Annotated in this window: 15 protein-coding genes; 1 reads left to right on the top strand and 14 read right to left on the bottom strand. The window is 70.3% G+C overall.

Going from position 1 to position 13,761, the window contains the following annotated elements; all coding sequences use genetic code 11:
- Nucleotides 1-124 precede the first annotated feature (124 nt).
- From ACY0PA_RS14220 to ACY0PA_RS14155, 14 genes are all read right to left on the bottom strand, one after another.
- Nucleotides 125-628, bottom strand: coding sequence for a hypothetical protein (locus tag ACY0PA_RS14220; RefSeq protein ID WP_473084963.1), 504 nt, complete (start codon nucleotides 626-628; stop codon nucleotides 125-127).
- Nucleotides 625-1,902, bottom strand: coding sequence for an MCE family protein (locus ACY0PA_RS14215; RefSeq protein ID WP_473084962.1), 1,278 nt, complete (start codon nucleotides 1,900-1,902; stop codon nucleotides 625-627). Before ACY0PA_RS14215 ends, ACY0PA_RS14220 begins: the two co-directional genes overlap by 4 nt.
- The gene (locus ACY0PA_RS14210; RefSeq protein WP_473084961.1) at nucleotides 1,899-3,179 is read right to left on the bottom strand and encodes an MCE family protein; all 1,281 of its coding nucleotides are present in this window, start codon (nucleotides 3,177-3,179) and stop codon (nucleotides 1,899-1,901) included. The genes ACY0PA_RS14215 and ACY0PA_RS14210 overlap by 4 nt, the downstream gene beginning before the upstream one ends.
- Nucleotides 3,176-4,273: an MCE family protein gene (locus tag ACY0PA_RS14205; RefSeq protein ID WP_473086317.1), complete on the bottom strand. Its 1,098-nt coding sequence runs from the start codon at nucleotides 4,271-4,273 to the stop codon at nucleotides 3,176-3,178. The genes ACY0PA_RS14210 and ACY0PA_RS14205 overlap by 4 nt, the downstream gene beginning before the upstream one ends.
- 23 nt (nucleotides 4,274-4,296) lie before the next feature.
- Complete coding sequence (locus ACY0PA_RS14200; protein ID WP_473086316.1) at nucleotides 4,297-5,277, bottom strand: MCE family protein; 981 nt, start codon at nucleotides 5,275-5,277, stop codon at nucleotides 4,297-4,299.
- A gap of 257 nt (nucleotides 5,278-5,534) precedes the next feature.
- Nucleotides 5,535-6,572, bottom strand: coding sequence for an MCE family protein (locus tag ACY0PA_RS14195; protein WP_473084960.1), 1,038 nt, complete (start codon nucleotides 6,570-6,572; stop codon nucleotides 5,535-5,537).
- Nucleotides 6,569-7,804, bottom strand: a complete 1,236-nt coding sequence (locus ACY0PA_RS14190) for an MCE family protein (protein ID WP_473084959.1) — start codon at nucleotides 7,802-7,804, stop codon at nucleotides 6,569-6,571. Before ACY0PA_RS14190 ends, ACY0PA_RS14195 begins: the two co-directional genes overlap by 4 nt.
- A 5-nt stretch (nucleotides 7,805-7,809) precedes the next feature.
- Nucleotides 7,810-8,613, bottom strand: a complete 804-nt coding sequence (locus ACY0PA_RS14185) for an MlaE family ABC transporter permease (RefSeq protein WP_355685501.1) — start codon at nucleotides 8,611-8,613, stop codon at nucleotides 7,810-7,812.
- 3 nt (nucleotides 8,614-8,616) lie between these two features.
- Entirely contained in the window at nucleotides 8,617-9,387 is a 771-nt protein-coding gene (locus ACY0PA_RS14180; protein ID WP_473084958.1) for an MlaE family ABC transporter permease, read from the bottom strand.
- Nucleotides 9,384-10,328, bottom strand: a complete 945-nt coding sequence (locus ACY0PA_RS14175) for an ABC transporter ATP-binding protein (protein WP_266564849.1) — start codon at nucleotides 10,326-10,328, stop codon at nucleotides 9,384-9,386. Before ACY0PA_RS14175 ends, ACY0PA_RS14180 begins: the two co-directional genes overlap by 4 nt.
- Before the next feature lie 110 nt (nucleotides 10,329-10,438).
- The gene (locus ACY0PA_RS14170) at nucleotides 10,439-11,464 is read right to left on the bottom strand and encodes an RNA polymerase sigma factor (RefSeq protein WP_473084957.1); all 1,026 of its coding nucleotides are present in this window, start codon (nucleotides 11,462-11,464) and stop codon (nucleotides 10,439-10,441) included.
- Between the two features lie 222 nt (nucleotides 11,465-11,686).
- Nucleotides 11,687-11,962, bottom strand: coding sequence for a DUF1876 domain-containing protein (locus ACY0PA_RS14165; RefSeq protein ID WP_473084956.1), 276 nt, complete (start codon nucleotides 11,960-11,962; stop codon nucleotides 11,687-11,689).
- 86 nt (nucleotides 11,963-12,048) lie between these two features.
- Nucleotides 12,049-12,639, bottom strand: coding sequence for a GrpB family protein (locus ACY0PA_RS14160; protein WP_473084955.1), 591 nt, complete (start codon nucleotides 12,637-12,639; stop codon nucleotides 12,049-12,051).
- Nucleotides 12,639-13,196, bottom strand: coding sequence for an MOSC domain-containing protein (locus tag ACY0PA_RS14155; protein ID WP_473084954.1), 558 nt, complete (start codon nucleotides 13,194-13,196; stop codon nucleotides 12,639-12,641). The genes ACY0PA_RS14160 and ACY0PA_RS14155 overlap by 1 nt, the downstream gene beginning before the upstream one ends.
- Nucleotides 13,197-13,342: 146 nt before the next feature.
- Here ACY0PA_RS14155 and ACY0PA_RS14150 point away from each other — a divergent pair, with 146 nt between their 5' ends.
- Nucleotides 13,343-13,738, top strand: coding sequence for an NUDIX hydrolase (locus ACY0PA_RS14150; protein WP_473084953.1), 396 nt, complete (start codon nucleotides 13,343-13,345; stop codon nucleotides 13,736-13,738).
- The last annotated feature ends 23 nt before the right edge of the window (nucleotides 13,739-13,761 follow it).

Below are 13,761 nucleotides of genomic sequence, written 5' to 3'. Positions count from 1 at the left end.
TACGGGTGGAGAGGTGGTACGGGTGGAGAGGTGGTACGGGTGGAGAGGTGGTACGGGTGGAGAGGTGGTACGGGTGGAGAGGTGGTACGGGTGGAGAGGTGGTACGGGTGCAGAGAGGGGTCGGTCAGCCGACGAACTCGACGTCGGACGTCAGCCAGCGGCCGCCGCGCTGCACCAGGTCGAGCTGCAGTCGATACGTGCGCGCCTCGCCCTTGGGTGCGGCGGTATTGGTCACCTTGCTGTCGGCGACCACCAGGACGCGGGCCGAGCGCTCGTCGGAGCGGACGATGCCCGCTTCGAGGACCTGCCCCTCGGACACGGACCTGTTCTCGGCGACGAGCTTGGTCAACTGCTCGGTCTGGGCGGCGAACTGCTTCCTGAAGTCGCCGGTGGCGCCCGCCAGCACGTGCGCGCTGTCCCGGTCGTAGTGCCGGTAGTCGAGCGACGTGAAGTTCAGCGCCGACTGGCGGGCCGCGGTCAGCACGTCCTGGCGCCGCTGCTCCGTCTCGTGCCGGTCGTAGAGCGCGAGGCCCAGCCAGATCGTCAGCGCCGTCGTGAGGACGGTCGCCACGGCGAGCGCCACCGGCCACGCCCTGCCCGACAGGGCGTTTCGCACGGCCCCGCTCATGCCATCGGTCCTACGAGCAGCCATTGCCACGACCCCTTTCCGAACACGCTCTGCTGGCCGCCCGTCGAGCCGATCTCGACGGGCCGGCCGTCCGGGCCGGTCGCGGTGCCGGTCTCCGGGTCGTACGGCGTGACGTACGCCGACTGGTTCGCGCCGCCCGAAGTGGCCTGCGCGCCGGGGGCGTTCTGCGCACCCCGCACCGACGTCTTGCTTCCGCGCGGGGCGGTGCAGCGCGCGCCGGTGTTCGCCTCGCGCTTGCTGGTGTCCGAGGGATCGCGCCGCGCCGTCCCGTAGCCCTGGGTGCACGGCGGCGGGTCGTCGGCGTTCACCACCAGGCCGAAGTGGGTGGTGCCGTCGCCCGGGACGACCGTGTAGCTGCCCGCGACAAGGGCCGGGAAGGTGACCAGGGACTGCTCCACGCCGGGCAGGCGGGCCAGCGTGACCTGGCCGCCGCTGATCAGATTGGCGAGCAGCACCGAAAGGCGTGGCCCGGTGGCCTTCAGCAGCGAGTTGACCTCCTGCGCGGCCGGTGTCGCGTTGCCGATCAGCTTGCGCAGATCCCCGTCGCTCGACTTCAACTGCGCGCTGAGGACTGCCAGATCGTGTGCGAACGACTTGATGGACGAGCCCTGGTCGGCCTGCGTCTTGAGGACCTTCCGCGAGTCCTCGATCAGCGAGATCGTCTGGGGGAGCGACTCGGAGGCCGAGCCCACGAGCGCGTTGCCCGAGTCCACCAGGCGGCTCAGGTTCGGCCCGGTGCCGGAGAACGCCTTGTCCAGCTCGTCGACGGTGACCCGCAGATCGTCCTTGCCGACCGAGTTCACCAGCCGGTCCAGGCTGAGGACGAGGTCCGTGGTGGGCAGCGGCACGCGCGTGCTGCCGCGCGGGATGGAGCTGCCCGCGAGGAGATACGGACCGTGCGACGTACGCGGCTGCAGATCCACGTACTGCTCGCCCACCGCCGACCGGTTCGCGACCACGGCGAGGGTGTCCGCGGGGATGCGCGGCGCGCCGTCCTTGATGTCGAGGGCCACCGAGACCCCGTCGGAGCCGGTCAGCCGCAGCGAGCCGACGCGGCCCACCGGCACCCCGCGGTAGGTGACCTCGGCGCCGGGGAAGATGCCCCCGGAGTCGGCGAAGTCCGCCCGCACGGTGTAGCCGCGGCTCAGGACGCCGTCCACCAGGCCGGTGTACTCGGCGCCGACGTACGACACCCCGACGGCGGTGACGGTGGCGAAGGCGAGCAACTGGGCCTTGACCGTACGTGTGATCACGGCTGCACCCCCATCAGCATCAGCTCGGCGAGCGCGAGATCGATCCCCTCGGGCAGCTCGCCCGGGGTGGTGTAGCTGCTGGTGCACACCGGCGGGCACAGCGGACCGCCGCCGCCCGGCGGGGCCGACGGCAGGCTCGGTGAGCTCGGCAGCGGCGTGGGGGCCGGGGCGCTCGGCAGGTCCGGGAGATCGGGGACATCCGGCAGACCGGGCAGTTCGGGGGTCTTGGGATCCCGGGAACCGCCGTGCCCCTTGCCGGGCTTGCCGGAGCCGCCCGTCACATTGCCGTAGAGGTCTCTCAGGTCGAGATCGGCGGTGAGGTGGAGGTTGACGTAGTCACCCTTGACGGCGTCCACCGCGTTGCGGGGGAACGGGTAAGTGGTCAGCAGCTCAAGGGAGTTGGGCAGGTCGTCGCCCGCCTTGTTCAACTGCCGCAGGATCGGCCGCAGCTGTCCGAGGTTCGCGACCGTGTCGTCGTGCGAGGCGTTGACCACCTTGGTGCCCGTCTTGCCCAGCTTCGACAGGGCGGTGAGCATCGTCGTCAGATCGCGCCGCTGGTCGGCGAGTACCTTCAGGGCGGGCGGCATCGCGACGACGGCCCGGGCGATCGTCTTCTTCTCCTTCCCGAGCCGTCCCGCGAGCCGGTCGACGGCCTTGAGGGCGCGGACGATGTCCGCACGCTGGTCATCCAGGCCGCCGATGAACGTGTTCAGCTCCTTGAGCAGTGATCTGACCCGGTTCTCCCGGCCGTCCAGGGCCTTGTTCAGCTCCACGGTGATCGTCTTGAGCTGGGCCACTCCGCCGCCGTTGAGCAGCGCGGACAGCGCGGACAGCACCTCCTCGATCTCCGGGTTGCGGCCGCTGCGGGACAGCGGGATGCGGTCGCCGTCGCCGAGCCGGCCCACCCGTTCCCTGCCGGGCGGGGCGGTCAGCGCGACGTACTTCTCGCCGAGGATGCTCGTCTGCCGCAGCTCGGCGAGCGCGTTGGCCGGCAGCTTCACCGAGTCGGCGACCCGCAGCCGTACGCGCGCGTGCCAGCCGTCCAGCTCCACCTTCTCGACCGCGCCCACGGTGACGTTGTCGACCTTCACCGCCGACTGAGGCACCAGATCGAGGACGTCACGGAACTCGACGGTGACGTGGTACGCGTGACCGTCAGCGGCGGCTCCGCCGGGCAGCTGGACGTCGTACCAGCCGTTGAACTCGCAGCCGGACAGCAGCAGCGAACCGACCGCGGCCCATGCGACCGCCCCGGCTCTACGTCGCAGTGCGCTCATGCGCTCGCCCCCAGGATTCCGCCGAGCGTCCGGTCGACCGTTCCCGTCACTGCAGGGCCCTTGGGCACCTTCGGCAGGGAGTCGAAGAGCTTTTTCAGCTCCTTGCAGTCCGGGTTCTTGCCGCCTTCGTCGCCGGTCGTCCTCAGTACGGAACACAGCAGCGAGGCCGGATCCTGGGCCTGCTGCGCGTTGTTGCGGGTGTCGAGAGTGCCTGAGGACGGGTTGTAGGCGTTGTTCAGGTTCGACAGACCCGTGGGGGCCACCTCCAACAGCTCCTCCAGCGCGGCCCGTTGGGTGACGAGCACCCGGGTCACCTTGCTCAGGCCCTTCACGTCCGAGGTCAGCGACTTCTTGTTCTTCTTCACGAAGTCCGACACGTCGCCGAGCGCGGTGCCCAGGTTCCTGAGCGCCGCCGCGAGATCCTCGCGCTCGCCCGCGAGCTGCCCGGCCACCTCGGAGAGGCTGGTGTTGAACGAGCGCACGCTCTTGTCGTCGGCGGCCAGCGCCGCAGTGAACACCTGCAGGTTCCGTACCGTGCCGAAGAGGTCCGAGCGGCCGTCGGACAGCGTGGTGACGGCCTGCGAGAGGTCGTCGACCGTCCGGTGGAGGTTCTCGCCCTGACCGTCGAGGTTGTCCGCGCTCACCCCGAGCAGCCGCGACAGCGAGCCGTCCTTGTTGGCGCCCTTGGGGCCGAGCGCGTCGGCCGTCGTGTGCAGGCTGTCGAAGACACGGTCCAGTTCGACCGGTACGGCCGTCCGCGTCTCGGGGATGACGTCACCGTCCCGCAGCAGCGCGCCCTTGCGGTACACGGGCAGCAGCTGCACATAACGGTCGCTGACCACCGACGAGTTGATGATCGCCGCCTGCGCGTCCGCCGGAATTTTCCGGCCCTCCTCGTAGGTGAGCTCCACCCGTACTCGTCCGCCCTCCGGCGTGATCTTGTCGACCCTGCCGATCCGGACGCCGAGGACACGGACATCCGAGCCGGGATAGATACCGACGGTGCGCGGGAAGTACGCGGTGACGTGCACGGACCCGGGGCGCGGCCACACCGCGTAGGTGAGCGCGGCGACGAGGCCGAGTGCGGTGACCATGGCCACGCGCTTCCTGAGGTTCTTCACCGTGTGCCTCCCGTGCGCGGCACCACAGGAGCGGCGACCAGGTTCTGGACGTAGCTGTCGAACCACCGGCCGTTGCCGAGAGTGTTGCCGAAGACCCGTACGTAGGGCGCGAGCAGCTTGACGCTCCGGTCGAGGCTCGCCTGATTCCGTTCGAGCATCCGCACCACACGGTTCAGGCCCCTGAGCGCGGGCCCGATCTCCTTGGCGTTGTCGTCGACCAGGCCGGAGAGCTCGATACCGAGCGCGACGGAGCTCTTCAGCAGTTTGTGGATCGCCGTGCGCCGCTTGCTGATCTCCTTGAACAGCTTGTCGCCGTCCTTGACCAGCGCGGAGAAGTCCTTCGAGTGCTGGGCCAGGACGCCCGTGACCCCGTTCGCATGGTCGAGGAGTTCGCCCAGTGCCTTGTCGCGCGACGCGACCGTCCGGGAGATCCTCGACAGGCCCTTGATGGACGCGCGCACCTCGGCGGGCGAGTCCTTGAAGGTGCTGGAGAGGGTGTCGAGGGCCGTCGAGAGGCGGTTGGTGTCGACCTTCTCCGTCGTGGTCGTGAGATCGCTGAACGCCTGCACGACATCGTACGCCGGGACGGTCCGCTTCAGCGGGATCTCACTGCCGGGCTTCAACTGCCCCGGCCCCTTGGGGTGCAGCGCGAGGTACTTCGCGCCGAGGATCGTCTTGACCCGGATCGAGGCGCCGGTCCCGCTGCCGAACCCGGGATCGCCCTTGACCTTGAAGGTGACCTTCACGTGATCACCGTCGAGATCGACGTCCTTGACCTTGCCGACCTTGACGCCGGCGATCCGTACCTCGTCGCCGGGCTTGAGGCCGCCCGCCTCCGAGAAGGCCGCGCTGTACGTCTCACCGTCGCCGATCAGCGGCAGGCTGTCCGCGTTGAACGCGGCCACGGCCAGCAGCGCGAGGGTGGTGAGGCCGATGGCTCCGATGACGACAGGGTTGCGCTCGCGGAACGGGATCAGGCGCGGGCGGCGTATGCGGATGCGGGGCAGCTTGGGCGGGTCGATGCGGACCTTGACCATCGGCTCCGGGCGGGGCGGGCGGGGTGCGCGGTGCGGCAGGAGCCGTATGTTCGGGAGCTTGGGCGGGTCGATGCGGACCTTGACCATCGGCTCCGGGCGGGGCGGGCGGGGTGCCCGGTGCGGCAGCAGCCGTATGTTCGGGAGCTTGGGCGGGTCGATGCGGACCTTCACCAGCGGCTCCGGGCGGTTCTTGCGGGTCACGCGCCGCACCTCGCCCTCGCCACGTGCAGCCGGGGATCGAGCACCTGCTTCGTCTTCGGCAGCACGATCCGGCCGTCGAAGTCGCAGAGGTAGAAGTTGAACCACGAGCCGTAGGACGCCGTCCCCGTCAGCGCGTTGAGTTTGTTCGGCAGCCGCTTCAGGACGCCCTCCACGGTGTTCTCGTTCTTGTTCAGCGTTCCGGTGAGACCGGTCAGCTCGGCGATGTCGTCTTTCAGGGGCGGACGCGCGTCCTTGAGCAGCCCCGAGGTGGCGTCCGTCAGGTCGCCGATGCTCACCAGCGACTGCCCGATGGGCTTGCGGTCGGCGGAAAGTCCAGAGACAAGGCGCCGCAACTGCTTGAGGAGCCCGGAGAAGCGGGCGCCGCGCTTGTCGAGCGTCCCAAGCACGGTGTTGAGGTTGTCGATCACCGAGCCGATCAGCTTGTCGCGGCCGGCCAGGGTCGTGGTGAGCGAAGCCGTGTGCATGAGCAGGCTGTTGACCGTGCCGCCCTCGCCCTGGAGGGTCCGGATGATCTCGGTGGCGAGCTGGTTGACGTCATCGGGACTGAGCGCGGCGAACAGCGGCTTGAAGCCGTTCAGCAGCGCGTTGAGGTCAAGCGCGGGCTGCGTGCGCGACAGAGGAATCGTCGCGCCGGGCCTCAGCCGGGTGGCGCCTCCCGCGCCCTCGGTCAGGGCGACATAGCGCTGTCCGACGAGGTTCCGGTAGCGGACGACCGCGCCCGTGCTGTGCAGCAGCGGACGGTCCGCGCCGACGGTGAACGTGACCTCTGCCAGCGTCCTGTCCTTGATGCGGATGTCCTCGACCTGGCCGACCCGTACGCCGGCCACCCGGATGTCGTCGCCCTTCTCCAGGCCTGTGACGTCGCTGAACACGGCACGGTACGTGTGCTCGGGGGTGAAGGAGATGTTGACGATGGTGGCGGCGAGCAGGGCCGTCGCCACGATCGTCACCAGCGCGAAGAGGCTGAACTTGATCAGCGGCGCGGCGGCCTGCCTGGCTCCCGACGTCCTCATGCGACGCTCACCGCCGTCCCGCGCGCCATCGGCCCGAACAGCAGGGTCGCGACCGGCGGCACCTCGTCGGCGGGCACGCCCAGGACCGGCGCCACGAGCGAGCCGACGGCACGCTGCTCGGCCCGGGTGGCGGACACGTCGGCCGGCCCGGATGGACTCCCCTTCTTCGAACCGTCGTTGAGGTGGACCCCGGGTGCGGGCACCGGAGGATGGGGCAGGTCACGGCAGTTGGGCCCGGACCTGTCGGCGTAGCGGGGATACTCGCCGGGCTCGTACGCGCCCTGCTGGCGGACGACTTCGAGCGTGATGTGCATCTTTCCGCCCTTGAAGGCCTGTTCGGAGGCCTGCTCCTCGCGCACCAGGCCGGCGAGGAGGCAGGGGTACTCGGGGGAGTAGCGGGCGAAGACCCCGAGCGTGGGGCGGGAGACCCGGCCCAGGGTGATCAGCCGGTCGCCGTTCGCGTCGAGGAAGCCGTCCGCGGTGCCCGCGGCGGTGGCCGTCGTGGTGAGGGCGGCCGCGAGCCGGTCCCGCTCCTCGACGATGGTGCGGCTGGTGGTGACGGTGTTGCGCAGGATGCCCATCAGGTCGGGTGCCGCGTCGCCGTACACCTCGGCGACGTCGGCCAGGCGGGCGAAGTCCTCGGTGAGGGAAGGAAGATGGGGATTGAGCCGGTGCAGATAGTCCTCCACGCGCGTGAGGTTGTCGCCGATCCGGTCGCCGCGCCCTTCGAGGGCGGTGGCGAACGCGGAGAGCGTGGCGTTGAGCTTGCCGGGCCGCACGGTCCGCAGCAGCGGCAGCAGGTCGTTCATCAGCTGCTGGAGCTCGATGCCGACGCGCGTGCGGTCCTGGGTGATGACATCCCCGGCACGGATGGGCCGGGCCGAGGGCCGCGCGGGCGCGACCAGGTCGACGTACTTCTCGCCGAACAGCGTCTTGGGCAGCAGTCGCGCGTGCACGTCGGACGGGATGGACGCGACGTACTCCGGCTTCAGCGCGAGGTCGAGCGTCGCCTTCGTCCCGTCCGCGCGCACCGCGCGCACCTCACCGACCAGCAGCCCGCGCAGCTTGACGTCGGCGCGCGGATCGAGCTGGTTGCCGAGGCTGTCGGCCTCCAGCGTGATCCGTACGACCGAGGTGAACACCTGCTGGTACGCGGCGACGGACAGGGACAGCAGCAGCGCGAGCACGGCGAGGAACACGACGCCGTACAACCGCAGTCTCAGCACTCTCATACGGCTCACCCGGCAATCCGCACAGTGGTGTTGGCGCCCCAGATCGCGAGCGACAGGAAGAAGTCGAGGACGTTGATCGCGACGATCGAGGTACGCACGGCGCGGCCCACGGCGACGCCGACGCCCGCCGGGCCGCCGCTCGCGTAGTAGCCGTAGAAGCAGTGCACCAGGATGATCAGGACGGCGAAGACCAGCACCTTCCCGAAGGACCACAGCACGTCGACCGGCGGCAGGTACTGCTGGAAGTAGTGGTCGTACGTGCCCGCCGACTGCCCGTAGTAGCCGGTGGTGATGGTGCGGGCCGCGAAGTACGAGGACAGCAGCCCGACCACGTACAGCGGGATCACCGCGACGAAACCGGCGATCATCCGGGTGGTCACCAGGAACGGCAGCGAGGGCACGCCCATGACTTCGAGGGCGTCCGTCTCCTCGCTGATCCGCATCGCGCCGAGCTGGGCGGTGAACCCGGCGCCGACCGTCGCGGACAGCGCGAGCCCGGCCACCAGCGGGGCGATCTCCCGGGTGTTGAAGTACGCCGACAGGAACGCCACGAAGTTGGACGTGCCGAGCTGGTTCAGCGCGGCGTACCCCTGCAGGCCCACCTCCGTGCCCGTGAAGAACGACAGAAAGGCGATCACGCCGACCGTGCCGCCCACGACGGCGAGGGCTCCGCGCCCGAAGCTCACCTCGGCGAGCAGCCGCAGGATCTCCTTCTTGTAGCGGCGCAGCGTACGGCCCGTCCACGCCAGCGAACGGCCGTAGAAGGAGAGTTGACTGCCCAGCTCCTCCAGACTCTTCAGCAGCGCCATGCCTCAGCCCCTCTGCGGAACGATTTGGAAGTACACGGCGGTCATCACGAAGTTCGTCACGAACAGCAACATGAAGGTGATCACCACCGACTGGTTCACCGCGTCGCCCACACCCTTCGGGCCGCCCTTCGCGGTCAGTCCCTTGTACGAGGCGACGATCGCGGCGATCGCGCCGAACACCAGCGCCTTGATCTCCGCCGCCCACAGGTCGGAGAGCTGGGCGAGCGTGGTGAAGGAGGCGAGATAGGCGCCCGGAGTGCCGTTCTGCAGCACGACGTTGAAGAAGTAGCCGCCCGCGACACCGACCACCGACACCAGACCGTTGAGCAGCACCGCCACCAGCATCGAGGCCAGCACGCGCGGGACCACAAGGCGGTGGATGGGGTCGATGCCGAGGACCTGCATCGCGTCGATCTCCTCGCGGATCTTCCGTGCCCCGAGGTCCGCGCAGATCGCCGTGCCGCCGGCGCCCGCGATCAGCAGCGCGGTGACGATCGGCGAGGCCTCCCGCAGGACGGCGAGGACCGAGGCGGCCCCGGAGAAGGACTGGGCACCGAGCTGCCGGGTCAGGCTGCCGATCTGCAGCGCGATGACCGCGCCGAACGGGATGGACACCAGCGCCGTCGGCAGGATCGTGACGCTCGCGACGAACCACGCCTGCTGGATGAACTCCCTCGCCTGGAAAGGACGTCGGGGAACGGTCCGCAGGACGTCCAGCGCCATCGCGAAGAGGTTTCCCGACTGCCGGAGCGCGCCGGTCGGTGACAGGCTCATGCGTCGGCCGCCTCCTTGCGGTGCAGCTCGGCCTCGCGCCGCGCGATCGCCTCCCAGCGGGGCGGGCGGGTGATGCCGGGGCCCGGCAGCAGGCGAGGCGTCATGTCGTTGCCGACGTGGCGGGCCTTGCGGTCCACGGCGCCGAGCCGGGCCAGCTCCTGCTCCACCTGGGCGGCGTCCTTCTCCTCGGCCATCCCGATGGGCCCCTCCATGCGGCCGTTCAGGAACTGCCGTACGACGGGCTCGTCGCTGGTGAGCAGCTTCTCGCGAGGCCCGAACATGACCAGTTCGCGCCGGAACAACAGGCCGATGTTGTCGGGCACCTGGCGGGCCGAGGCGATGTCGTGCGTGACGATCAGGAAGGTGGCGTTGATCTGCGCGTTGAGGTCGACGATGAGCTGGTTCAGGTACGCCACGCGCACCGGGTCGAGGCCCGAGTCCGGCTCGTCGAACAGGATGATCTCCGGATCGAGGACCAACGCCCGCGCGAGACCGGCCCGTTTGCGCATCCCGCCGGAGATCTCGCCGGGCAGCTTCTCCTCCGAGCCGATCAGGCCGACCATGTCCATCTTCTCCAGCACGATCCGCCGGATCTGGCTCTCGGACTTGCGGGTGTGCTCACGCAGCGGGAAGGCGATGTTGTCGTACAGACTCATCGACCCGAACAGCGCGCCGTCCTGGAACAGCACGCCGAACAACTTCCGCACCTCGTAGAGATCGTGCTCGCGCAGCTTCGTGACATCCCGGCCCGCGATCTTCACAGACCCCCGCTCAGGCTTCAGCAGCCCGACGAGCGTCTTGAGGAACACCGACTTGCCCGTGCCCGAGGGGCCGAGCATGACCGAGACCTCCCCGGCGGGCAGCGTCAGCGAGACGTCCTGCCAGATGACCTGGTGACCGAAGGACTTGGTCAGCCCTTCCACACAGATCTCGACACCCATCCGGTCCACCCTTCGACCCGCGGAGCTCCCCCGACATCTGCTCTACGGGGAGGGGCGGGGCGTCCGTCGCGGCGGGAGCGGATTTTTTCGGGGGTCCTGCGACGACGGTTCTACGGAAGTGCGGTCGTCGGAGTCGGGACCGTGGACGTGGCGGCGGGTGCATGGGGGAGCGCGGGGACGCGCGGCAGGTCTGACACGTCGGGGACAGCCGGGACAGCGGGGACTTGGGGGACTTGTGGGACACGGGGGACGGACGGTACCGGTGCCAGCGAGGCGTCCGGCAGGGACGGCACCGACAGCGGCAGCAGCGACCGGTCCTGCTCGCGGGGTGACACCGTAGGCGTCGCCGTCGGGGACGGCGAGGCGGCCGGCGGATCACGGCTGTCGTCCGGGGTGACCGGCCGGCCGACGCCGTCCGGCCGGACGGTCTCCGTGGCCCCCCGGTCCGTCTGGGACACGGAGGGCCGGGAAGCCGCGCCGCCCTGCCCGTCACCGTCGTGTACGTACGGCAGCAGCACGAACCCCGCCACCGCCAGCGTCGCGGCCGTCGACGTCACCGCCACGGCCTGCGCGTGCCCGCCCGCACGCAGCTTGCCGCGCCCCCACAGGAACAGAGCCAGGCCCAGCGTTCCGGCCAGGGAGTTGCGCAGGGTGCGCCGAGCTCGGGCGAGCAGCGACTCGACGGTGCGATAGCTCAGCCCCATGCGTACGGCGACCTGGCCGACATCGAGGTCCTCGGACTTCAGCCGGAGTGCCTCGGCCTGGCGCGCGGGCAGCTCCCCGCTGCGTACGGCCAGCCACCTGGCCTCGTCCCGGTCGCACACCGCTTCCTCGACGGGCACCGGGCCCGGCACGGCGAGCGTGGGGCTGCGGTGCACCTCGGCCTCGCGGTTGACCTGGCGGTACCGGTCGACGCACAGCCGCATGGTCACGGTCGTCAGCCAGGCGCCGAGGCGCTCGTCGTCCAGATCAGGGCGCTCCGCGGCGCGCAGCATCGCCTCGTGCACCGCGTCCTCGGCGTCCTCCAGGCTCATCGACCTGCGCCGGGCCACCTTGAGCAGTTGCTCGCGGTGGCTCCACATGTGCTGCCAACGGTCGTCGGCCGCTCGCGTCTGCGCGGGCATGTCCGTCGCCATGAGAGCCCCTTCGCACTCGCCCGCCGGTTCTCGTGCCGTCCGGCGGGTGGCGACATTACCGTCCAGTATCCGCAGTTGTGGAGGGGGAGGAGCCCATCGAGTCCACACCGTTGCAGGTCAGTGGTTCGGCCTGAGCTCTCCGTCACCGCGTGGAAGCGCGCGGTGACGGAGGACGCACTTACGCGACCCCTGGCCCTCCGGAACCCCAGCTCCCCGGATCTCTCAGCGCAACGGGTGCGACGTACGCCCCGACGCCTCGTCGATCTCGCCGTGGGCCTTGGTCAGCATCTTCATCGCCAGCTCGTTGAGCGCCCTCGCTCCCGCGACCTCTTCGCCGACCCGCGGCTGGTTCGCGTCGGAGGGGTGGCGGCTCGCGTAGCCATGGGCCCGTACCTCGCTCCCGTCGGGGAGCCGGACGAGCGCGGCGGCACGCGTGCGATGTGTGTCTTCCTCGAATTCCAGCTCTACATGCCATCCGACAGCGGTCTGTGCCGACATCGCGATCACCTCCGGGACTGCTATTACCAGGGTGCGCCTGTCGGCCCCGCGACGCACCACGTCCCGCCCGGGGCCGCCCGAGCCGCTCAGTCCTGCGGTTCCGGCGTCCACCCCGTCCCGGCCGCCCACGTCTCCGCGACCGCCACCACCAGGTCGACCACCGGGTCCTTCACATCGGCGTAGGTGCCGGTGTCGGAGACCCGGGAGGCGAGGGCGTACTTGAAGTGGGCGTAGGCCGGGACCGCCTCCGGGTGGCTGCGGAACCAGTCGCGGAAGAGCAGGGCCAGGCGTTCGTTGGGGGAGCCCGCTAGGCGCACGTGCAGGTTGACCGGCTCGGCGGCCGTGCCGCGGCGGGACCAGAAGCGCTTGGCCCAGCGGGACGGTACGTCGTCCAGGCCCGCCGGTACGTGGTCCCGGCGGTAGGGGGAGAGCCGGAAGCCGAGGTCCGCAAGGGGGCCGGCGAAAGCGGCCTCCGCCTCGTCCAGGCCGGCGACGCTCACCTGGAGGTCGTAGACCGGCTTCGCCGCCATCCCCGGGATCGACGTGCTGCCGATGTGTTCCGCCCGCAGGGCCACCGGGCCGAGCGCGGCGCCGAGCTCGGCGCACAGCGCGCGGCCCCGCTCCGGCCAGGCCGCGTCGTACGGGACGACGAGGGGGGTCTCCGACTGGGGCATCATCAGACGGCTTCCAGCGCGACGTGCGGCTCGGCCGGCAAGGCCACGCGGATCGCGTCGCCGGGGCGCACCACGCCACCGGTCCGCACCACGCTCATGATCCCGCCCTTGCGGACGATCGCCCCGTCCTCGTCGCGCCCGACGACCCGCTTGAGCAGCCCGTCCTGGAAATGGTCGATCTGCAGGCACGGGTTGCGCAGGCCCGTGACCTCGACGACCGCGCCGCCCTCGCCCAGCTGCAGGAGCGTGCCGGCGGGCAGCGCGAGCAGGTCGATGCCGGTAGTCGTGACGTTCTCCCCGAGGTCGCCCGGAGCGACGTCGTGGCCCAGCTCGGCGACCTCGGCGAACAGCTCCTCGTGCATGAGGTGGACCTGCCGCAGGTTCGGCTGCGTCGGGTCCTTCGCGACGCGCGAGCGGTGCTTGACCGTGACGCCCGCGTGCACGTCGCCGTCCACGCCGAGCCCGGCGAGCAGCGTGATGCTCTCCCGGTTCGGCTTCGTGAAGGAGTACGTCGCGTTGCTGCTGACCGCGATGACCGTGCCGCCGTCGAACCTGCCCATGCCGGAACCCCCGTTTCCGTGCCGGTGATCGGTGCCCCCGGCCGCCTGCTCCGCGATCCCGGCCGTCCGGACCGAGATCCCTACCGAGCCTAACTCCGCGCCTGCGGCACAATCACGGCACGGCGCAGCAAGAGACCGAGCAGTCCGTGATCACCGTCGTGGCCGCCGCAGTCATAGAGAACGGGCGGCTGCTCGTGGTCAGCAAGAAGGCAGCTCCCGAGGTGTTCTACCTGCCGGGCGGGAAACCGGCGCCGGGGGAAAGCCCCGAGCGGACGCTGCTGAGGGAGCTGGACGAGGAGCTCGGCGTCGTCCCGTACGGCCTCGCACTGCTCACCGAGGTCGAGGACGTCGCCGCGCTCGAAGGGGCGCCGATGTGGATGACGGTGTACGCGGCCACGCTCGACCGCCGCCCCGAACCCGCCGCCGAACTCGCCGGGATGCGCTGGACGGACGGCGAGGACACCCCGGGCGTCCTCCTCGCCCCGGCGGTACGCCGTCAAGTGATGCCACTGCTCAGGGAGTTGGGGCTGCTCGGCCGCTGAGCACGGGGGATTCAGCCCCGGCC

This window comes from Streptomyces sp. DS1-CR2 (genome assembly GCF_055760475.1).
The sequence above is the reverse complement of the archived record's forward strand: the minus strand, read 5'-3'. Positions and strand labels throughout refer to the sequence as shown.

Bases quoted from the DNA above. Each gene is read 5' to 3' on its own strand.
- ACY0PA_RS14220 (WP_473084963.1), bottom strand. From the start codon at position 628: ATGAGCGGGGCCGTGCGAAACGCCCTGTCGGGCAGGGCGTGGCCGGTG.
- ACY0PA_RS14205 (WP_473086317.1), bottom strand. From the start codon at position 4,273: ATGGTCACCGCACTCGGCCTCGTCGCCGCGCTCACCTACGCGGTGTGG.
- ACY0PA_RS14180 (WP_473084958.1), bottom strand. From the start codon at position 9,387: ATGAGCCTGTCACCGACCGGCGCGCTCCGGCAGTCGGGAAACCTCTTC.
- ACY0PA_RS14190 (WP_473084959.1), bottom strand. From the start codon at position 7,804: ATGAGAGTGCTGAGACTGCGGTTGTACGGCGTCGTGTTCCTCGCCGTG.
- ACY0PA_RS14155 (WP_473084954.1), bottom strand. From the start codon at position 13,196: ATGGGCAGGTTCGACGGCGGCACGGTCATCGCGGTCAGCAGCAACGCG.
- ACY0PA_RS14160 (WP_473084955.1), bottom strand. From the start codon at position 12,639: ATGATGCCCCAGTCGGAGACCCCCCTCGTCGTCCCGTACGACGCGGCC.
- ACY0PA_RS14170 (WP_473084957.1), bottom strand. From the start codon at position 11,464: ATGGCGACGGACATGCCCGCGCAGACGCGAGCGGCCGACGACCGTTGG.
- ACY0PA_RS14210 (WP_473084961.1), bottom strand. From the start codon at position 3,179: ATGAGCGCACTGCGACGTAGAGCCGGGGCGGTCGCATGGGCCGCGGTC.
- ACY0PA_RS14165 (WP_473084956.1), bottom strand. From the start codon at position 11,962: ATGTCGGCACAGACCGCTGTCGGATGGCATGTAGAGCTGGAATTCGAG.
- ACY0PA_RS14185 (WP_355685501.1), bottom strand. From the start codon at position 8,613: ATGGCGCTGCTGAAGAGTCTGGAGGAGCTGGGCAGTCAACTCTCCTTC.
- ACY0PA_RS14195 (WP_473084960.1), bottom strand. From the start codon at position 6,572: ATGAGGACGTCGGGAGCCAGGCAGGCCGCCGCGCCGCTGATCAAGTTC.
- ACY0PA_RS14175 (WP_266564849.1), bottom strand. From the start codon at position 10,328: ATGGGTGTCGAGATCTGTGTGGAAGGGCTGACCAAGTCCTTCGGTCAC.